Source organism: Sphingomonas sp. SP5, from assembly GCF_058313455.1.
Genome location: NZ_JBZFLF010000004.1, coordinates 69,638 through 89,647, shown reverse-complemented (window position 1 = coordinate 89,647; position 20,010 = coordinate 69,638). Strand labels below are relative to the sequence as shown.

17 protein-coding genes are annotated in these 20,010 nt (G+C 69.6%); 8 read left to right on the top strand and 9 right to left on the bottom strand.

The features are described from left to right. Positions 1–3 precede the first annotated feature (3 nt). Positions 4–1,545: a TadA family conjugal transfer-associated ATPase gene (locus AC4GY7_RS11295; RefSeq protein WP_491113977.1), complete on the bottom strand. Its 1,542-nt coding sequence runs from the start codon at positions 1,543–1,545 to the stop codon at positions 4–6. A 127-nt stretch (positions 1,546–1,672) separates the two neighbouring features. Between AC4GY7_RS11295 and AC4GY7_RS11290 the strand changes: the two genes are divergently transcribed. Both AC4GY7_RS11290 and AC4GY7_RS11285 read left to right on the top strand, forming a co-directional pair. Further along, positions 1,673–3,172: a S1C family serine protease gene (locus AC4GY7_RS11290; protein WP_491113974.1), complete on the top strand. Its 1,500-nt coding sequence runs from the start codon at positions 1,673–1,675 to the stop codon at positions 3,170–3,172. A gap of 48 nt (positions 3,173–3,220) precedes the next feature. Then, positions 3,221–4,750 carry a tetratricopeptide repeat protein gene (locus AC4GY7_RS11285; RefSeq protein WP_491113971.1) on the top strand — a complete coding sequence of 510 codons (1,530 nt, stop codon included), beginning with the start codon at positions 3,221–3,223 and terminating at the stop codon, positions 4,748–4,750. A gap of 31 nt (positions 4,751–4,781) precedes the next feature. Here the strand turns inward: AC4GY7_RS11285 and ada are convergent, their stop codons facing one another. Next, entirely contained in the window at positions 4,782–5,813 is a 1,032-nt protein-coding gene (gene ada, locus AC4GY7_RS11280) for a bifunctional DNA-binding transcriptional regulator/O6-methylguanine-DNA methyltransferase Ada (RefSeq protein WP_491113968.1), read from the bottom strand. A 77-nt stretch (positions 5,814–5,890) separates the two neighbouring features. Further along, the gene (locus AC4GY7_RS11275; RefSeq protein WP_491113965.1) at positions 5,891–6,823 is read right to left on the bottom strand and encodes a hypothetical protein; all 933 of its coding nucleotides are present in this window, start codon (positions 6,821–6,823) and stop codon (positions 5,891–5,893) included. A gap of 219 nt (positions 6,824–7,042) precedes the next feature. On the opposite strand from AC4GY7_RS11275, the gene AC4GY7_RS11270 reads away from it, so the two are divergent. From AC4GY7_RS11270 to AC4GY7_RS11250, 5 genes are all read left to right on the top strand, one after another. Next, the gene (locus AC4GY7_RS11270) at positions 7,043–7,591 is read left to right on the top strand and encodes a F0F1 ATP synthase subunit delta (protein WP_491114665.1); all 549 of its coding nucleotides are present in this window, start codon (positions 7,043–7,045) and stop codon (positions 7,589–7,591) included. Between the two features lie 3 nt (positions 7,592–7,594). Beyond that, positions 7,595–9,124, top strand: a complete 1,530-nt coding sequence (gene atpA / locus AC4GY7_RS11265) for a F0F1 ATP synthase subunit alpha (RefSeq protein WP_491113962.1) — start codon at positions 7,595–7,597, stop codon at positions 9,122–9,124. A gap of 76 nt (positions 9,125–9,200) precedes the next feature. Next, positions 9,201–10,106 carry a F0F1 ATP synthase subunit gamma gene (locus AC4GY7_RS11260; protein ID WP_491113959.1) on the top strand — a complete coding sequence of 302 codons (906 nt, stop codon included), beginning with the start codon at positions 9,201–9,203 and terminating at the stop codon, positions 10,104–10,106. Between the two features lie 25 nt (positions 10,107–10,131). Beyond that, a complete protein-coding gene (gene atpD / locus AC4GY7_RS11255; protein ID WP_443583298.1) occupies positions 10,132–11,613 on the top strand; it encodes a F0F1 ATP synthase subunit beta in 1,482 nt (493 codons plus the stop codon). Positions 11,614–11,724: 111 nt separating this feature from the next. Beyond that, positions 11,725–11,976, top strand: coding sequence for an ATP synthase F1 subunit epsilon (locus AC4GY7_RS11250; RefSeq protein ID WP_443583297.1), 252 nt, complete (start codon positions 11,725–11,727; stop codon positions 11,974–11,976). Positions 11,977–12,213: 237 nt separating this feature from the next. On the opposite strand, the gene AC4GY7_RS11245 is transcribed toward AC4GY7_RS11250, so the two are convergent. The 3 genes from AC4GY7_RS11245 to AC4GY7_RS11235 are packed head-to-tail and all read right to left on the bottom strand — an operon-like array spanning position 12,214 to position 16,908. Continuing rightward, the gene (locus AC4GY7_RS11245; RefSeq protein WP_491113956.1) at positions 12,214–13,206 is read right to left on the bottom strand and encodes a glycosylasparaginase; all 993 of its coding nucleotides are present in this window, start codon (positions 13,204–13,206) and stop codon (positions 12,214–12,216) included. A gap of 31 nt (positions 13,207–13,237) precedes the next feature. Then, entirely contained in the window at positions 13,238–15,409 is a 2,172-nt protein-coding gene (locus AC4GY7_RS11240; RefSeq protein ID WP_491113953.1) for a primosomal protein N', read from the bottom strand. A 41-nt stretch (positions 15,410–15,450) separates the two neighbouring features. Beyond that, positions 15,451–16,908 carry a diguanylate cyclase domain-containing protein gene (locus AC4GY7_RS11235; protein ID WP_491113950.1) on the bottom strand — a complete coding sequence of 486 codons (1,458 nt, stop codon included), beginning with the start codon at positions 16,906–16,908 and terminating at the stop codon, positions 15,451–15,453. 76 nt (positions 16,909–16,984) lie between these two features. Between AC4GY7_RS11235 and AC4GY7_RS11230 the strand changes: the two genes are divergently transcribed. Then, positions 16,985–17,881 (top strand): tyrosine recombinase XerC, encoded by an 897-nt coding sequence (locus AC4GY7_RS11230; RefSeq protein ID WP_491113947.1) that lies wholly within the window; start codon positions 16,985–16,987, stop codon positions 17,879–17,881. Between the two features lies 1 nt (position 17,882). Here AC4GY7_RS11230 and AC4GY7_RS11225 read toward each other — a convergent pair whose 3' ends face one another. Genes AC4GY7_RS11225 through AC4GY7_RS11215 form a run of 3 tightly spaced genes read right to left on the bottom strand, consistent with a single transcriptional unit; the run spans position 17,883 to position 19,926 of the window. Further along, positions 17,883–18,485: a DedA family protein gene (locus tag AC4GY7_RS11225; protein WP_443583292.1), complete on the bottom strand. Its 603-nt coding sequence runs from the start codon at positions 18,483–18,485 to the stop codon at positions 17,883–17,885. Between the two features lie 24 nt (positions 18,486–18,509). Then, a complete protein-coding gene (gene gshB, locus AC4GY7_RS11220) occupies positions 18,510–19,490 on the bottom strand; it encodes a glutathione synthase (protein ID WP_491113944.1) in 981 nt (326 codons plus the stop codon). Positions 19,491–19,545: 55 nt separating this feature from the next. Continuing rightward, on the bottom strand, positions 19,546–19,926 hold the full coding sequence (locus tag AC4GY7_RS11215; RefSeq protein WP_491113941.1) for a YraN family protein: 381 nt from the start codon (positions 19,924–19,926) through the stop codon (positions 19,546–19,548). Positions 19,927–20,010 lie beyond the last annotated feature (84 nt).

The following is a 20,010-nucleotide window of genomic DNA, read 5'->3' as shown; positions in this document are numbered from 1 at the left end:
CCCCTACAGGCACGCCTCCAGAAACGCCTGGTCGAATCCGAACTGCTTCGCCTTGTCCAGCGTATAGGGGCGCAAGCCCATCGAGCGGTATTCGCCGATGATCTTGCCGTCGGCGCTCTCGTCGAGATATTCGAACTTGAAGAGTTCCTGCGTCACGATCACCGGCCCTTCCATGCCGATCACCTCGGTGACGTTGGTGACGCGGCGCGATCCGTCGCGCAGGCGCTTCACCTGGATGATGAGCTCGACCGAATCGGCGATCTGGCGGCTGATCGCCTCCTTGGGCACCTTGATGTCGCTCATCATCACCATGTTCTCCATGCGGGCCAATGCCTCGCGCGGGGAGTTGGCGTGGAGCGTACACATCGATCCGTCATGGCCGGTGTTCATCGCGGCGAGCATGTCGAAACATTCGCTGCCGCGGATTTCGCCCAGGATGATGCGATCCGGGCGCATACGCAGCGCGTTCTTGACGAGGTCGCGGATGCTGATCTCGCCTTGCCCTTCGAGGTTGGCGGGCCGGGTTTCCAGCGGCAGCCAGTGCGGCTGCTGCAGGCGGAGTTCGGCCGCGTCCTCGATCGTTAGCACGCGCTCGCCCGGGTCGATCATCTTGGACAGGGCGTTGAGCATCGTCGTCTTGCCCGAGCCGGTGCCGCCCGAGATGACGACGTTGAACCGGCTGGCGCCCGCGATCTTCAGCGCGGTCGCCATCTTGGGCGACATGCTGCCGAAGCCCGCCATCATGTCGAGCGTGATCGGCTTGGCGGAAAACTTACGGATCGAGATCGCCGTGCCCTTGAGGGACAGCGGCGGCACGATGACGTTGACGCGGGACCCGTCCTTCAGGCGGGCGTCGGCGAGCGGCGTCGTCTGGTCGACGCGGCGGCCGACCGAATTGACGATGCGCTGCGCGATCTGGAACAGATGCTCCTCGTCGCGGAACTGGATCTGCGCGAGCTCCAGCTTGCCCTTGCGCTCGACATAGGTCTGGTCTGGGCCGTTGACCATGATGTCGCTGACCGCCGGATCGGCGAGCAGCTCCTCAAGCGGCCCCAGGCCGAGCAGTTCGTCGACCAGCACCTTTTCCAGCGCGAACTGTTCGCGCCGGTTCAGCGTCAGCTTCAGCTCGGCGAGCACCTCGCCGATGATCGGCCGGAATTCCTCGGCCAGCTCGTCCTTGCCCAGCGTCGCGGCGGCTTCGGGATCGACGCGTTCGAGCAGGCGCGGCAGCACCTGTTCCTTGATCTTGTGGATCGACGCCTCGAAGCCCTCGCCGCGGCTGTTGCCCGCCTCGCCGCTGGCGTTCTGGCGGTCGGTCAGGCGCTGCATCGCGTCCAGCGTGCCGGCGGGCATCGTGCCGGGCAGCATGTCCTCGCCGGGCAGCGGCAGCGCCTCGATCGGCGGGAACTGGCTGCCGGGTGCCGGCTCGTCGGGGCGCTGGATGCCGCCGCCTTGCATCGGGCGTGCGACGCCGAACGCCGGACGCGCGGGCTGCGCGCCGCCGATATTGCTGCCCATGTTGCTGCGGCGTCCGAACGCGCTCATGCCTTACCTCGCAAACCTTGTGCGGAGGGGTACGGGGCAGAGTTTGACATTTTCCTAACCAAACCCGCCCGCGGCCGGTGCGGCCCGGCTTGACAGCGGCGACGCGCTGCCGTTCGGAGGGCACGCCATGCGGCGGCTCCTGCTTCTCCTTTTCGCATTATGCTGGGCCGGTCCGGCGCTCGCCGACGATATCGGCGCGACCGCGCGCGGCGTGGTGCGTGTCGTCACCATCGCGGTGGTCGACGGGCAGGTGGTGGGCTTCGGCCACGGCAGCGGTGTCGCGATCGCGCCCAACCGCATCGTCACCAACGCGCATGTCGTCGACCTGGCCGAACGCTATCCGGACAATGTCGTCGTCGGCGTCGTGCCGTCGGAAGGCGACAAGAGCTACCAGGGGCGCGTCATCGCCTATGATTCGCATGCGGACCTCGCCCTCATCGAATTCACCGGCGCGACGCTGCCGCCGGCGACGCTCTATACCGGGCCGGTGAGCGAGGGCGATCCGGTGGTGGCGCTCGGCTATCCGGGCAACGTCGACCTCGCCACCGCCAGATCGGCCGCGGATTACATCCGGCCGACTTCGCCGGTACGATCGGAGGGCGTCTTTTCCGGCCGGCGCAGCCTGACCGGCGTCGAGGTGCTGCTGCACACCGCCAATATCGCGCGCGGCAATTCGGGCGGGCCGCTGCTCGACCGCTGCGGCCGGGTGATCGGCATCAACTCGGCGATCACGCGCGGCGAGGACGGCGACAGCCCGTTCGGCTTCGCGATCGCCGACACCCAGCTCGCCGCCTTCCTGCGCGAAGCCAAGCAGCCCTTCGCCACGGTCGGCACCCCCTGCACCTCGATCGAGGAGCGGCTGCGCGAGGATGGCGAGGCGGAGGCGCGAGCGCGCGCCGATGCCCTCGGCCGCCAGCGCGATGCCGCGGCGCAGGCGACCGCGCTGCGCGAGGCCGCGCTGTCGCGCGCCCGCGATGCGGCGCAGACCCGGCGCGAGAATGTGATGGCGATCGCCGGCGTGCTGCTGGTGCTCGGCGCGCTCGGCGTCGGCGGCGCGGGACTGCTCGAATCGCGCGGCCGCCGCCGCCATGCGCTGTGGGCGGCGAGCGCCGGCGGGCTCGGCATGGTCGTGGCGGTGATCGTGTTCGTGCTGCGCCCCTCGGGCGAGCCCGAACTGCCGCCGGCCGCCTCCGTCACCCGCCAGGCGGTGCCCAACGCCCCGCTGGGCAAGCTGGTCTGCGTGTTCCAGCCGGACAGCAGCCGCGTCACCGTGTCGTCGACCGGCGACGTGCCGCTGCGCTGGGGGCGCAGCGGCTGCGCGGACGGCCGGGTGCAATATCGCCCCGCCGGCGAGACGTGGGAACGGATCAGCGTGCCGCAGGACGAACAGACGGTGTCGGTAAAGGTCTTCGATCCGGTCACGCGCCGCTACACCGACACGCGCTACATGCTCGGCGCGCAGGCGATGCGGCAGCTGCGCGACCTCGCCGGCAAACCCGCCGCCGACCGCTGCAGCATCGATCCCGCCACGATCGACCGGCTCGCCCAGACCCAGGCGGCGATCCGCGCCGCCCTGCCGCCGCTGCCCAACGAAAAACTCGTCTACGCCTGCCGCCCGGCGGGCTGACAGCCTTCACGCCTGCGGCTAACCTGTCCGAATTGGGGGAGGGGTTGCATGGGGTTCAAGGGGTGGCGAATCGCGGGTGCGGCAGCGGCGCTGGCCATGGCGGCGCCGGGGCATGCGGAATGGTATGAGGCATCGTCGAAGCATTTCGTCCTCTATGCCAACGGCGATGCCGGCTCCGTCCGCCGCCAAGCCGAGCAGCTGGAGCGGTTCGACAGCCTGATCCGCTATTTCCACGCCATGCCCGATCGGGAAGAGGACGGCTCGAACAAGCTGACCGTCTATGTCGTCGGCAACGACGCGGCGGTGCAGCGCCTGTTCGGGGCAGGGGGGCAGAACATCGCCGGCTTCTACGATGGCCGCGCCAGCGGCTCGGTCGCCTTTACGCCGGCGCGCGGTAGCGACGACGATCTCAAGCCACAGATCGTGCTGTTCCACGAATATACCCATCACATCCTGCTTGGGAACAGCAACACCGCGCTGCCCGCCTGGTATGCGGAGGGCTATGCCGAGTTCCTGTCGACGGCGCGCTTCGACAAGGACGTCGTCTGGGTCGGCGCCGCCGCGCAGCATCGCGCGTACAGCCTGCTCCAGCAAAGGGGCCTGTCCGCGCAGCAGCTGTTCGCGATGGACCGGGCGAAGATGTCGGAGGATCAGGTCTCGTCGCTCTATGCGCGCGGCTGGCTGCTCACCCACTACATCACGCTCAACCCCGAGCGGCGCGCCCAATTCATGACGTACCTCAAGGCGCTCAATCAGGGGAAACCCGGCGCCGAGGCGGCCACCGCCGCGTTCGGCGACCTGCGCGCGCTGAACAAGGCGCTCGACGGCTATCTCGGCAAGTCAACGCTGCCCGCCTACAGGATCCCGCTGGAACGCCTGCCCGCGCCGCAGGTGACGATGCGCCCGCTACGGCCGGGCGAGAAGGAGATGATCGGCCTGCGCATGCGCTCCGATCGCGGCGTCAACCGCGAGACGGCGCAGCCGATCCTCGCCAAGGCGATCCCGATCGGCGACCATTATCCCGACGATCCGGTGGTGCAGGGCTGGCTTGCCGAGATGGCGCTGGACGCGGGGCGCAACGACCTGGCCGAGGCTGCCGCCGACCGGGCGCTGGCGCTCGATTCCAATTCGGCGCAGGCCCTAGTCTACAAGGCGCAGGTGCACCTGCGCCGCGCGCGCGCGGCCAAGGCGAAGGACCCGGAGGTCTGGCGCGAAGCGCGCAGCTGGCTGCTGAAGGCGAACAAGCTCGACACCGACGACGCCTATGCGCTGCTGCTCTATTACTCCAGTTTCGGCATGGCCGGCGTGGTGCCGACCGACAATGCCAAGGCCGCGCTCGCCCGCGCGCACGAACTGGTGCCGCAGGACGAAAGCGTCGGCTATGCCTATGCCATGCAATCGCTCGTCGACGGCAAGACCGAACAGGCGCGCACCGCGCTGCGCCCGCTCGCCTATTCGGCGCACAGCGGCGCCGACAATCCCGCGGTCAGGCTGTTGAAGCAGCTGGATGCCGGCAAGTCGGGCACCGCCGCGATGAGTGCGGCGGGCATGAAACGGCCGACCGACGCGGGGGACTGACGGCACCTCTCCGTCCGTCAGCGCCGGTGCGCTACCCCCGCGTCCGCTCCCGCTCCAGCAGCGCCTGCTTGCGCTCCGGCCCCCAGGCATAGCCGCCGACCGCGCCGTCGCCGCGCGTCACGCGGTGGCACGGCACCACCACCGCCAGCGGATTGCCGCCGCACGCCGTTCCCGCCGCGCGCACCGCACCCGGGCGGCCGGCGGCGGCGGCGAGCTCGGCATAACTTAGCGTCTCACCCGCGGGGATCGTCTTCAACGCCTGCCACACCGCCTCCTGAAAGGCGGTGCCGCGCACGTCGAGGGGCAGCGCGGCATCGCGGCCGGGCGTCTCGACCAGCGCCACCACCGCCGCGGCCCAGGCCTCCAGGGCCGGATCGCCCGCCACGATCGTCGCGCGGGGGAATCGCGCCGCCAGCGCGCCGTCATCCTCGTCGAAGGCTACGCGGCACAGCCCCTTGTCGGTTGCCGCGACCAGCAGCGGGCCGAGGCTGGTGGCGGCGATCGTCCAGCGGATCGTCACGCCGGCGCCGCCGCCCGCCCAGGCACTGGGGCTCATCCCCAGCCGCCGCGCGCCATCGGCATAGAAGCGGCTCGCCGCGCCATAGCCTGCGGCGTAGATCGCATCGGTCACGCTTCCCTCCTGTCCCAGGGCATCGGCCACCCGCGCCGCCCGCTGGCCGCGCGCATAGGCGGCCGGCGTCACGCCGGTCGCGCGCTTGAACAGCCGGCTGAAATGATGCGGCGCATAGCCGACCGCCGCCGCCAGGTCGGCGAGCGCGACGCCGCCGTCGGCCGCCTCGATCAGCGCCACCGCGCGCGCCACCGCCGCACTGTCGCGCGCCACCGCATCGGGCTGGCAGCGCAGGCAGGCGCGATAGCCCGCCGCCCGCGCCGCCGCGCCATCGTCGAGGAAATGCACGTTCTCGCGCCGCGGATGGCGGGCGGGGCAGCTCGGCTTGCAATAGATGCCGGTGGTCCGCACCGCCGCGACGAAGCTGCCGTCGCGTTCCCGGTCGCGCCGGGCGAAGGCGGCCCAGGCCGCATCCTGATCGATCTCGCTCATGCCCCGTGATTAGCAGGCCGCCGCGGCCGCCTCATCCCGCGTCTTGCGTTCAAAAGCTTTCCCCCCGCGCCGGCGGCTCAGAAGCCGGTGCCGCGCACCGGCGGCCGCCTGCGCAGGGCGGCGACATCCTCCGCCCCTGCCGCGAGCGCCCCGACGCGGCCCAGCCCCTTGCTCACCTCGCTGCCCGCCTTGGGCGCGAACAGCCGGGCGCGGGCGTAGCGGTCGCCGGCCTCGGCATAGCGGCCGGCGGCTTCGGCGCAGAGCGCCAGGTTGAACATCGTCGATCCATGGTCGGGCGCCATCCGGTCCACCTCGGCAAAGGCGGCGCAGGCCGCCTGCGGATCGTGCTTGGTCAGCCGCACCGCCTCGCGGAACCGCGCCGCCGCATCGGGCGGCAGGCCGTCGCGCGATTCCTGCACGCGGATCGTGTAGCGTTCGGCGTGCGGTGCGAGGTCCAGCCGCACCTCCGCGGCGATCGATTCGGTCATCGATCCCGCGGTGAAGCCGACATCGGTGGCGACGCCGCGATCCGCGCACCAGTCGGACCGGTCCTCGCGAGTCTTGGTGGTGCTGTAGGGGGAGGGGCCGCCCGTCCGCGCGATGCGCAGGTCGGCGTGCAACGCGATCGTCCGCCGTACGCAGGCGACGCGATACTTCTGCTTCGCCACGCACTTGCCGTCCTTCTTCTCGGTGCAGCGTTCGCGGGCCTCGGTATAGTCGCTGTCGTCGACGTCGATCCCCGTATCGCCGGTCAGCAGCCCGTCCGGGCGCAGCGACGGCGGGACCAGCTGCACATGCGGCAGGCCGTCCGCCCCCATTTTGCCGAGCTGCCGCTCGATCGCCTCGCCCAGCGCCTCGCCCTCGCGCCCGCCGATCGGGCCGACCGCGATCGTCGGCAGGAAGCTCGCCTCGCGCGCCTGTGCCGCGAACACGCCCTCGACCCGCAGCGTCTCGCCCGCCGCCGGGCCGGACAGCATCGCACCGATCCCCAACGCCAGCCACCACCGCATGATCGCCTCTCCTCGTGCCGCCATCATCGTTACGCCCCCGATCCTGAACGAGTCCTGCGCAAACTGTCGTGCGTCCCCTCGACTCGCTCGACTTGCCTTCCCGCCCCCCCCATGCTAGCCGCCCGCCACCCATAAAAGGTGCGCGTTTGCGCGCCCTCTTCCCCATGGGCCAACATTCGGCACGAGGACTTCGACTCCGTGGAGACATCCACCGGTAATTTGAGCGGCGGTATCCAGGCGAGCCTGGGCGGACGCTATGCGCTCGCCCTGTTCGAGCTGGCGCGCGACGCCCGCAGCATCGACACGGTCGAGGCGAGCCTGGCGCAGGTCCGCGATGCGCTCGCCGGCAGCGCCGACTTCCGCGAGCTGACGGTCAGCCCGCTGGTCGCGCGCGGCGCCGCGGTGAAGGCGGTGCTCGCCACCGCCGATACGCTCGGGCTCGACGCTACCACCCGCAATTTCCTCGGCGTCCTCGCCGAGAATCGCCGCCTTGGCCAGCTGCCCGCGATCATCCGCGCCTTCCGCCAGCTTGCCGCCCGCCATCGCGGCGAAACCACCGCAGAGGTCGCCAGCGCCCATCCGCTGACCGACGATCAGGTGTCCGAGCTGAAGCAGCAATTGCGCCAGCGCGTCGGCCGCGACGTGTCGGTCGACCTCACCGTCGATCCCTCGCTGCTCGGCGGCCTCGTCGTCCGCATCGGTTCCCAGATGATCGATTCCTCGATCCGCACCCGCTTGAATGCGCTTGCCAGCGCGATGAAAGGCTAATCCATGGATATCCGCGCCGCAGAAATCTCAAAGGTCATCAAGGACCAGATCAGCAACTTCGGCACCGAGGCCCAGGTCTCGGAAACCGGTCAGGTGCTGTCGGTCGGTGACGGCATCGCGCGCATCTACGGCCTCGACAACGTCCAGGCGGGCGAGATGGTCGAATTCGCCAACGGCGTGCAGGGCATGGCGCTCAACCTCGAAGCCGACAACGTCGGCGTCGTGATCTTCGGCTCGGACGCCGAGATCCGCGAGGGCGACACCGTCAAGCGCACCGGCACCATCGTCGACGTGCCGGTCGGCAAGGGCCTGCTCGGCCGCGTCGTCGACGGTCTCGGCAACCCGATCGACGGCAAGGGGCCGATCGTCAGCGACCAGCGCAGCCGCGTCGAGGTGAAGGCGCCGGGCATCATCCCGCGCCAGTCGGTGCACGAGCCGATGCAGTCGGGCCTCAAGGCGATCGACGCGCTCGTTCCCGTCGGCCGCGGCCAGCGTGAGCTCATCATCGGCGATCGCCAGACCGGCAAGTCCGCCGTCGCCATCGACACCTTCATCAACCAGAAGGGCGTCAACGCCGGGTCGGACGAATCGAAGAAGCTCTACTGCGTCTACGTCGCGGTCGGCCAGAAGCGTTCCACGGTGGCGCAGCTCGTCCGCACGCTGGAAGAGAATGGCGCGATGGACTATTCCATCGTCGTCGCCGCGACCGCGTCGGACCCCGCGCCGCTCCAGTTCCTCGCGCCCTACACCGGCTGCGCGATGGGCGAATATTTCCGCGACAACGGCATGCATGCGCTGATCGTCTATGACGATCTGTCGAAGCAGGCGGTCGCCTATCGCCAGATGTCGCTGCTGCTGCGCCGTCCGCCGGGCCGCGAAGCCTATCCGGGCGACGTCTTCTACCTGCACAGCCGCCTGCTCGAGCGCGCGGCGAAGATGAACGAGGCGAACGGTTCGGGCTCGCTCACCGCGCTGCCGATCATCGAGACGCAGGCGGGCGACGTGTCGGCTTACATCCCGACCAACGTGATCTCGATCACCGACGGCCAGATCTTCCTCGAAACCGACCTGTTCTTCGCCGGCATCCGCCCGGCGATCAACGTCGGCCTGTCGGTCAGCCGCGTCGGCTCGGCCGCGCAGACCAAGGCGATGAAGAAGGTGTCGGGCTCGATCAAGCTCGAGCTCGCCCAGTATCGCGAGATGGCGGCGTTCGCGCAGTTCGGCTCGGACCTCGATGCCTCGACGCAGAAGCTGCTGAACCGCGGCGCGCGCCTCACCGAGCTCCTGAAGCAGGCGCAGTTCAACCCGATGCCCTTCGAGGAGCAGACCGCGTCGATCTTCGCCGGCACCAACGGCTATCTCGATACCGTCGCGGTGCAGGACGTGGTGCGCTACGAGGCGGCGATGCTCGCCGACCTGCGCGCCAATCACGCCGGCGTGCTGACCAAGATCCGCGAGACGCGCGATCTCGGCGACGAGGCGAAGGCCGGCCTGAAGGCCGCGCTCGACCAATTCGCGAAGACGTTCGCGTAACCGTGCAATGTGCTCCCGCGAAGGCGGGAGCCCAGTACTGGGTCCTCGCCTTCGCGGGGACACATGAAGGACCACAATGGCGTCGTTGAAGGCCCTCAAAGTTCGGATCAACTCGGTCAAGTCGACCCAGAAGATCACCAAGGCGATGAAGATGGTCGCCGCCGCCAAGCTGCGCCGCGCGCAGGAGGCGGCGCAGGCCGGCCGTCCCTATGCCGAGCGGCTGGAGGCGGTCGTCGCCAGCCTGTCGCGTCAGCTCGCCGGCGGCGCCAACGTCTCGCCTTTGCTGTCGGGCACCGGCAAGGACCAGGTGCATCTGCTCGTCGTCGCGACCTCTGAGCGCGGCCTTGCCGGTGCGTTCAACACCAACATCGTCCGCGCCGCCCGCCGCAAGGCCGAGGAGCTGGAGGCGCAGGGCAAGACCGTGCGCTTCTATCTCGCCGGCAAGAAGGGGCGCGTGCTCAAGCGCTTCTACTCGAACGCGATCCTCGCCGACCATGAGCTGGGCGGCCACAAGGCGCTGGGCTTCACCCAGGCCCGCGAGGTCGCCGACGACCTGCTCGCCCGCTATGCCGCCGGCGAGTTCGACGTCGCGCACCTGTTCTACGCCAAGTTCGTCTCGGCCCTGGTGCAGGAGCCCGTCGGCCAGCAGATCATCCCGGTCGCGGTGGGCGATTCCAAGGGGGACGTAGTGGCAACTTCGCCAACTTCCGCAGGCTCCGGCGCGGGCGCGGTGGTCGAATACGAGCCCGACGAGGAATCGATCCTCGCCGACCTGTTGCCTCGCAACGTCGCGATCCAGATCTTCCGCGCGATGCTGGAAAACGGCGCCTCCGAACAGGGCAGCCGCATGAACGCGATGGACAATGCGACGCGCAACGCGGGCGACATGATCAACCGCCTGTCGATCCAGTACAACCGCACCCGCCAGGCCGCGATCACGACCGAGCTGGTCGAGATCATTTCCGGCGCCGAAGCGCTCTAACGAATCCGAAGCAGGAAGAACCGCCATGGCAACCGCCGCAGACGACATCCGCCCGACCCAGTCGACGGGCAGCAGCAACACCACCGGCACCATCGCGCAGGTCATCGGCGCGGTCGTCGACGTGCATTTCCCCGATAACCTGCCCGCCATCCTGTCGGCGCTGGAGACGGACAACAACGGCAACCGCCTGGTGCTCGAGGTCGCGCAGCACCTCGGTGAGAACACCGTGCGCACCATCGCCATGGACGCGACCGAGGGCCTGACCCGCGGCCAGACGGTGCGCGACACCGGCACGCAGATCTCCGTGCCCGTCGGCCCGGCGACGCTCGGCCGCATCCTCAACGTCGTCGGCGAGCCGATCGACGAGCGTGGCCCCGTGCAGACCGATCTGCGCGCGCCGATCCACGCCTCCGCCCCGCTGTTCGTCGACCAGTCGACCGAGAGCGCCATCCTGGTCACCGGCATCAAGGTGATCGACCTGCTCGCGCCCTATGCCAAGGGCGGCAAGATCGGCCTGTTCGGCGGCGCCGGCGTCGGCAAGACCGTGCTGATCCAGGAACTCATCAACAACATCGCCAAGGGCCACGGCGGCACCTCGGTGTTCGCGGGCGTCGGCGAGCGCACCCGCGAGGGCAACGACCTCTATCACGAATTCCTCGACGCCGGCGTCATCGCCAAGGATGCCGAGGGCAATCCGATCAGCGAAGGATCGAAGGTCGCGCTGGTGTTCGGCCAGATGAACGAGCCGCCGGGCGCCCGCGCCCGCGTCGCGCTGTCGGGCCTGACCATCGCCGAATATTTCCGCGATCAGGAAGGGCAGGACGTGCTGTTCTTCGTCGACAACATCTTCCGCTTCACCCAGGCGGGCGCAGAGGTGTCGGCACTGCTCGGCCGTATCCCCTCGGCGGTGGGCTATCAGCCGACGCTGTCGACCGACATGGGCGCGCTGCAGGAGCGCATCACCTCGACCAACAAGGGCTCGATCACCTCGGTGCAGGCCGTGTACGTTCCCGCGGACGATCTTACCGATCCGGCCCCGGCGACGTCGTTCGCCCACCTCGACGCGACGACCGTGCTCAACCGCGCGATCTCGGAACTCGGCATCTATCCGGCGGTCGATCCGCTCGATTCGACCAGCCGCGTGCTCGAACCGCGCGTCGTCGGCCAGGAGCATTACGACACCGCCCGCGCGGTCCAGTCGCTGCTCCAGCGCTACAAGTCGTTGCAGGACATCATCGCGATCCTCGGCATGGACGAACTGTCGGAGGAGGATAAGCTGACGGTCACGCGGGCGCGCAAGATCCAGAAGTTCCTCAGCCAGCCGTTCCACGTCGCCGAGGTCTTCACCGGCATCAGCGGCAAATTCGTGCAGATCGAGGACACCGTCCGCTCGTTCAAGGCGGTGGTGGACGGCGAATACGATCACCTGCCCGAAGCGGCCTTCTACATGGTCGGCGGCATCGACGAAGTCGTCGCCAAGGCCGAGAAGCTGGCCGCAGAGGCGTAACGGTTATTCCCCTCCCGCTTGCGGGAGGGGTTAGGGGAGGGCCTGAACCGGCGCTCTCCTTACAGGCCCTCCCCCGACCCCTCCCGCAAGCGGGAGGGGGGAGAAAGAACGATGCTCCACTTCGAACTCGTCACGCCCGAAAAGCTCGTCCGCTCGGAGGAGGTCTATATGGTCGTCGTCCCCGGCACCGAAGGCGACTTCGGCGTGCTGGAGGGCCATGCGCCGCTGATGTCGACGGTGCGCGACGGCGCACTGTCGGTCTACCGCACGCAGGGCGCGCAGCCGGAAACGATCGCGATCCAGGGCGGCTTCGCGGAGGTCAACGCCAAAGGCCTGACCGTATTGGCGGAACGCGCCGCCTGATGCCGATTGGATCGTCAGCCCGGTAACGGGTTGAGCAGCCCGGCGAAATCGCGCCGGTCTGTCCTACATCCGCCCAAACGAGCAAAGAGCCGGAGTTATCCGGCTCTTTCTCATCCTTGCCAACGACAGGCTGACGTCAGCTCGACCCAGCCTCGCCGTTCGCCCTGAGCCTGTCGAAGGGCATGAATCTCACCTGTGCTTCGACACGCTCAGCACGAACGGGGCCAGATAACCCACTCACGCCGCAAACAGCGACGCCCCCTTCTTCACCACCGTCCGCCCCGCCATATCGGTCACCGCATAGGTGAACCCCGGCAGCAGGCAGAAGGCGCCGACCTCGCCCTGCGGCGACAGCGCCAGAAAGCCGACCTGCACGCCCTTGATCGCGTCGCCGCGCAGCCGGGCGATATGCCGCACCACCTCCTCGCACGCCGCCTGCGGCGACAGGCCGGCCCGCATCGAGGCGACGACCCGCGCCGTGCCGGCGATCCGCGTCACCTCCTCGCCGAGCCCGGTCGAGGTCGCCCCGCCGACGCCCGCCTCGACATACAGCCCGCTGCCGACCTGCGGCGAATCGCCGACCCGGCCGCGCATCTTGAATGCCATGCCCGACGTGGTGCACGCCCCCGCCATTCGCCCGGAGGCATCACGCGCCAGCAGGCCGATCGTGTCGTGGTCGAGCGCGCCGCCCCTCGGCATGCGGCGGTTCTCGATATTGGCTTCCGGCTTGTACTGCGCCGTCTTCAGCCAGTCGCGCCACGCCTTCTCCGCCTCCGGGGTCAGCAGATCGACCTTCGGGAGGCCCTGATCGCGCGCGAATCGCGTCGCGCCTTCGCCGACGATGAAGGTGTGCGGCGTCTTTTCCATCACGGCCCTCGCGACCGAGATCGCGTGCACCGTATCCTCCAGCGCCGCTACCGCGCCGACGCCGCCGCGATCGTCCATGATGACCGCGTCCAGCGTCACATGCCCGTCGCGGTCGGGATAGCCGCCATAGCCGACCGAATGGTTGGTCGGGTCCGCCTCCGGCACCATGCCGCCCGCCTCGACCGCATCGATCAGGCTGCCGCTCGCCTTGAGCTTCGCGAACGCGGCGGCGTTGGCGGCGGCGCCGAAATCCCAGGTCGAGACGATCATCGCCGGATCGCGCACGGGCGCCGCCGCGCCGGCTACCGTCGCCACCCCGCCGGCCGCCGCCATGCCCCCCAGAAAGCCGCGCCGCGTCGTCATGTCCGAAACCTCCTGGACCTGAATTGGTCTGCTACAGGAAGTTATAGGGATCCACGTCCACCGTCACGCGCGCTTTTGCCGGCCAGTCGAGATCGCCCAGCCAGTCGCGAATGACGTCCTGCACGTCCAGCGCCCGGCGGGCATGGACGAGCAGCCGATAGCGATGGCGCCCGCGCAGCATCGCGAGCGGGGCAGGGGCGGGGCCATAGACCGCCATGCCCTCCACCTGCGGCGCGGTGCGGGCGACCAGCCGTGCGACCTCATGGGCGCAGGTCTGCTCCTCCGACGACACGACGATCGCCGCATAGCGGCCGAACGGCGGCGCGCCGGCATCGCGCCGTGCCTCCGTCTCCGCTTCGTAGAAGGCATCGGCATCGCCGGTCACCAGCGCCTGCATCACCTGCGCCTTGGGGCTGTGGGTCTGGATGAAGACGTGGCCCGGCTTGCTCCCGCGCCCGGCCCGTCCCGACACCTGGCGGATCTGCTGGAAGGTGCGCTCCGCCGCCCGCAGGTCGCCGCCCTCCAGCCCCAGATCGCCATCGACGACGCCGACCAGGGTGAGGTTGGGGAAGTGATAGCCCTTGGTAACCAATTGCGTACCGACGACGATATCGATGTCGCCCGCCTCCATCCGCCCGACGAACTCCGCCGCCTTGGCCGGCGACCAGATCGTGTCGGAGGTGACGATGGCGACCCGGGCGTTCGGAAACAGCGCCGTCACCTCGTCGGCGATCCGCTCGACGCCAGGGCCGCAGGCGACCAGGCTGTCCTCTTCCTTGCACTCCGGGCAGGCGCGCGGCGTCGGCATGACATGGCCGCAATGGTGGCAGGCGAGCCGCCGGGTCAGCCGGTGCTCGACCATCCAAGCGGTGCAATTGGGACATTGGAAGCGGTGGCCGCAGGTCCGGCACAGGGTCAGCGGCGCATAGCCGCGACGGTTGAGGAACAGCAGCGATTGTTCGCCCTTGCCCAGCGTCTCCTCCAGCGCGGCGACCAGCCTGGGCGCGATCCAGCGCCCCCGCTCGGGCGGCGCCTGGATCAGGTCGATCGCCTCGATCGTCGGCATCTCGGCCGGCCCGTAGCGGCCGGGCAGCTTCAATTCCTCGTACCGGCCGAGCGCCACCTGCTGGCGCGTCTCGATCGCCGGGGTGGCGCTGGCGAGGATCACCGGGCAACCCTCGAACTTGCCGCGCATCACGGCGACGTCGCGGGCGTGGTAATGGACGCCCTCTTCCTGCTTGAAGCTCGTCTCGTGCGCCTCGTCGACGACGATCAAGCCGAGGTTGCGATAGGGCAGGAACAAAGCCGAACGCGCGCCGACCGTCACCAGCGCCTCGCCGCTCGCGATCGCTCGCCATGCGCGGCGGCGCTGCGTCGAGCGCAGGCCCGAATGCCATGCGACGGGTTCGCAGCCGAAGCGGTCGTGGAACCGCTTCAGGAACGGTTCGGTCAGCGCGATCTCGGGCAGCAGCACCAGGCATTGCCGCCCCTCGCGGATCGCCTCCGCCACCGCCTCGAAATACACCTCGGTCTTGCCCGATCCGGTGACCCCGTCGAGCAGCGTCGGGTGAAAGGCGCGGGCGGCGACGTGCGCGACCAAAGTGTCGGCGGCGGCCTGCTGTTCGCCGGCCAGCGTCGGCGCGCCGAAGGCGGGATCGGGATGCGGATAGGGGCTGTCGATATCCACCTCCACCGCCTCGATCGCGCCGCTCTTGACGAGGCCGCGGATGACCGCGTCGGAGACGTCGGCGATGCCGGCGAGTTCGCGGATCAGCCCCTGCCGGTCGCCGATCCGCTCCAGCGCCTGTTCGCGCTGCGGGGTGAGGCGGGGCGGCACGGTGCCGGTGGCGCGATATTCGGTCGCGGTGCGCGCCCCCTCCAGCGCCGATGTGGAGGCGAGCGCCATCCGCACGACCGCGGCGGGCGGCGCGAGGTAGTAATCCGCGGTCCATTCCACCAGCCGGCGCAAGGGGGCGGCGAGGGGCGGCACGTCCACCGTGCCGAGCAGCGGGCGCAGACGGTTGTCGCCGACCTCGGCATCCGACGGCAGGCGCTCGGGCTCCCAGACGACGCCGAGCAGCTGGCGCGGCCCCAAGGGCGCGATGACGATCGATCCGGGCTCGACGTGCATGCCCGCCGGCACGCGATAGTCGAGCGGGCCGAGCGCGGAATTGAGGACGAGGACGCGGGCGCGCGAAGACATGACACGCCCCATATGGGGGCTCGGCGACTCGGCGTGAAGCGTTATGCCGCTTTGCGCGACGCCTCGGGCTGTCGGATGCCGACGCGGGCGCGCTTGGCGGCATAGAGCACCGAATCGGCGGCCCGCGCGAAATCGCGCAGCGACCGGTAGCTCGCGTCGAACAGCGCCATGCCGACCGAGCCGGCGCTGGTCATGGTGATGCCGCCCGCCTCCACCGGTACGCGCAGCACCGCCTCGATATCGCAGCGCAATTGTTCGCCACGGGCGATCGTGGCGGGATCGGTGACGATGATCGCGAATTCGTCGCCGCCGATGCGTGCGGCGAAGCAATCGCGCAGCCAGGGCTGGGTCAGTGCCGCGCCGGTCAGGCGCAGCACCTCGTCGCCGGCATCGTGGCCGAGCGAATCGTTGATCCCCTTGAACCCGTCGAGGTCGATCAGCACCAGCATCAGCGGCGTGCCTTCGCTGCGGGCGCGGCGCATCGCCATGTCCAGTTCGCGGTCGAAGGCGGCGCGGTTGGCGATGCCGGTCAGCGCATCGGTATCTGCCGAGCGACGCAGCTGCGTCTCCAGCCCATGGCGTTCGGTGATGTCCTGGAACACGCCGACCAGCGCGTGGACGTGGCCGTCGACCATCTCCGCCTCGGCGGCGGCGCGCACGCGGCGGTGGCGGCCATCGGCGGTGACGAGGTCGGTCTCGAATTCGAACGGGGCGCCGGTCCTGATCGTGCGGGCGATCGTTTCCGACACCATGTCGCGCGCATGTGGCGGGTAGTAATCGAGCGCGCGCTCCAGCGGCGGCACCTCGCCGACCGGCAGTCCGTGGATGCGGAACACGTTGTCGGACCATTCCAGCGTCGGCCCGTCGAGCGACACGCGCCACGATCCGATCATCGCAATCCGTTCCGCCTGGCGGAAGATGCGATCCTTGCGGGCGAGCTGCCCGACCAGCTCCTCGCCCGTGGTGGCGATGCGGATCGCCTCCAGCGCGGTGCGCCGCGCGGCGATCAGCGCCTCGGCGAGGCTGGCGAGGTGCTTCAGCGCGGCATCGCCCGCGGCGTTGAGCGAGCGCGGGCTCGAATCGAGCACGCACAGGGTGCCGATCGGCTGGCGCACGCCCGCGCCATCGGCGACATGGATGGCGGTGCCGGCGTAGAAGCGCAGCCCGCTGTCCGTCACCAGCGGATTGTCGCGGAAGCGCGGATCGTCGCTCAGGTCGTCGACGATCAGCGGCGTCTGCTGGCGGATCGTCCGATCGCAAAAGGCGATGTCGCGATCGAGTTCGCGCGCGCCGGGCGTGGTACTCGCCTTGATCCACAGCCGGTCGCGGTCGATCAGCGTCAGCATCGCCGTCGGACAGCCGAGCAGGTCCGCGGCGAGCGCGACGACCGCGTCGAATTCGCGTTCCGGTTCGCTGTCGAGCAGGGCCAGCGCATGCAGCGCGGCAAGCCGGCTCGTCTCGTCATAGGGCAGGCCGGCAGGGGACGCAGGATCACTCATGGCGGCGCCCTCATGCCGGAAAAGACGTTAAAATTGGCTTTTCCGTACCGATGGGCAGGTGCACAGATGCGGTGGAATGAGCGACGCCCCCCTCCCGCTATCGATGCAATGGGCCGCGCATCTGGCACGTGACCGGCGGCGCTCGCCGCACACCGTGCGCGCCTATCAGGCGACGGCGGAGCGGTTGACCGCTTTTCTGCAGGGCCATTGGGGCGGCCCGGCCGATGCCGCGGCGCTGGCGCGCGTCACCGCGGCCGACCTCAGGGCGTTCCTGGCGGTTCGCCGGGCGGAGGGGCTGACCAACGTCTCGGCGGCGCGGGAATTGTCCGCGGTGCGCGGTTTCCTCGCCTTCGCCGCGCCGGATGCGGATCGCCCGCGACTGCGCGGTCCGCGGGTGAAGACCGGCGTGCCGCGACCGATCGCTCCGGCCGAGGCGGTGGCGCTGGCGCAGGAGGTGGCGGACGAGGCGGTGGAGCCGTGGATCGGCGCACGCGACTGGGCGGTGCTGCTGCTGCTCTACGGTGCGGGCCTGCGCATCGGCGAGGCGATCGCGCTCCCCGCGCGCATCCTGCCGCTCGGCGAAACGCTGGTGGTGACGGGCAAGCGCGACAAGACGCGCATCGTGCCGCTGCTGCCGCAGGTGCGCGCCGCGATCGAGGCCTATGCGCGCGCCGTACCCTGGGCGCTCGATCCGGCGGCGCCGCTGTTCCGCGGCGCGAAGGGCGGCCCGCTGGCGCCAAGCCTGATCCGCCGCGCAGTGCAGGGCGCGCGCGGGCGACTGGGCCTTGGCGACCGCACCACGCCGCATGCGCTGCGCCACAGTTTCGCGACGCATCTGCTCGGCCGCGGTGCCGACCTGCGCGCCTTGCAGGAGCTGCTCGGCCACGCCAGCCTCAGTTCGACGCAGGTCTATACCGCAGTGGACGCCGCGCATCTGCTCGACGTCTATCGCAACGCGCACCCGCGGGCGTGAATCAGCGGGCGCGCGGCTTCCAGGTGACGACCCGCCACAGATAACCGAGCACGATCAGCACCGTGATCGCCACCGCCAGCGGTCCGACATAACGGTCGAGTTCGCCGAAGCGCGAACCCAGATACAGGCCGGCGGCGGCGAGGATCGTGTTCCAGATCAGGCTGCCCGCGAACGTCCAGACGAGGAATCGCCACAGGGGCATGCAGGTGATGCCGGCGGGCAGTGAGATGATCGTGCGAAAGGTCGGCATGAAGCGGAACACGAACACCACCCAGCCGCCGTGGTGGACGAAGAAGCGATGCAGCCTCTCGACATCCTCCCATTCCATCGTCAGCCAGCGGCCGTGCCGCTCGACGAAGGGGCGGAAGCGCTGGTAGCCGAGGTGCCGGCCGACCCAGTACCAGAAGTAATTGCCCGCGGTGGTGCCCGCCGTTCCCCACAGCACCAGCGGCACCATCGCCATGTCGCCGCGCGCCACCGCCATGCCGCCCAGGCCCATGATGACCTCCGACGGGATCGGCGGCACGATGTTCTCCAGCGCCATCAGCAGGAAGATGCCGACATAGCCGCCCCAGGCGATCCCGTTGAGGATGAAGTCGGTCATGCGGGATTGGTAACGGCGGGGGCCTCAGCCCCGTTCCGCCGCGCCTTGGGATTGCCGCTCCCCGATGTGCCGCTCGATCGCGTCCCAGATGAGGCCGGCGACATCGGTGCCGTCGAACCGCTCGATCGCGACGATGCCGGTGGGCGAGGTGACGTTGATCTCGGTCAGCCACTCGCCGCCGATCACGTCGATACCGACGAACAGGAGCCCGCGGCGCTTCAGTTCCGGCCCCAGCGCGGCGCAGATCTCGCGTTCCCGCGCCGTCAGTTCGGTCTTCACCGCCGATCCGCCGACCGCCAGGTTGGACCGGATCTCGCCCGCGCCGGGCAGACGGTTGATCGCGCCCGCGACCTCGCCGTCGACCAGCACGATGCGCTTGTCGCCCTCCGCCACCGCGGGCAGGAACGCCTGGATCATGTGCGGTTCGCGCCAGGTCTGGTTGAACACCTCGATCAGCGCCGACAGGTTGGCGCCGTCGCTGCCGACGCGGAAGATCGCCTTGCCGCCGTTGCCGTGCAGCGGCTTCACCACGATCTCGCCATGCTCCGCCAAAAAGGCGCGCGCCTCGTCCAGGCTGCGCGTCACCAGCGTCGGCGGCATGAACTGCGCATAGTCGAGCACGAACACCTTTTCGGGCGCGTTGCGCACGCTGCGCGGGTTGTTCACCACCAGGGTCTGTTCGGCGATCCGTTCGAGCAGGTGCGTCGCGGTGATATAGCCGAGGTCGAACGGCGGATCCTGCCGCATCAGCACCACGTCCGCCTCCGTGCCCAGATCGAGGCTGACCGGCGCTTCGGCGCGGAAGTGATCGCCCGCGACACGCTGCACGGTCACGGCGCGTGCCTGCGCCCAGACGCGGCCGTCGCGATAGTTGAGGTCTTCGGCAAGATAGTGGAACAGCCGGTGCCCGCGCGCCTGCGCGCTCAGCATCAGCGCGAAGGTGGAATCGCCGGCGATGGCGATGCTCTCGAGCGGGTCCATCTGGACGGCGACGGTGAGGGACATGGGCGCGCTCCGATTGGCAAGATGCGGCGGGACGTAGGGCGTGACCGCCGCAAAGTCACCCTATCCACGCATTCTCGATGTGCCGCGGCCGGGTGCCGGGGGCGAGCAGGATCACGTCGATCCGGATATCGTCACCCGGCCCGGCATAGCGCGGCATCAGCATCTCCGCCACCGCCGCGACGCGGGCAAGCCGCCGCTCGTCGATCGCGAAGTCGAGCTCGCCCGCCCGCGCCCGCGTCTTCACCTCGACGAAGGCGATCAGGCTGCCGCGCCGCGCGACGAGGTCGACCTCCCCCGCCGGCGTGCGCACCCGCCGATCGAGGATGCTCCACCCCTTCAACCGCAACCACCACCCCGCCAGCCGCTCGCCCCGACGCCCGGCGGCATCGGCGGCCTGGCGGGCGTGGGTGGTCGGGCGGCGGGGCGGGCGGGGCATGGGTCGAGTGTGCGTTGCGTGGAGCGGGGAGGCAAGATGATAAGGCATAGTCATTCAACAGACGGCCATCAGGATTGGTGGACT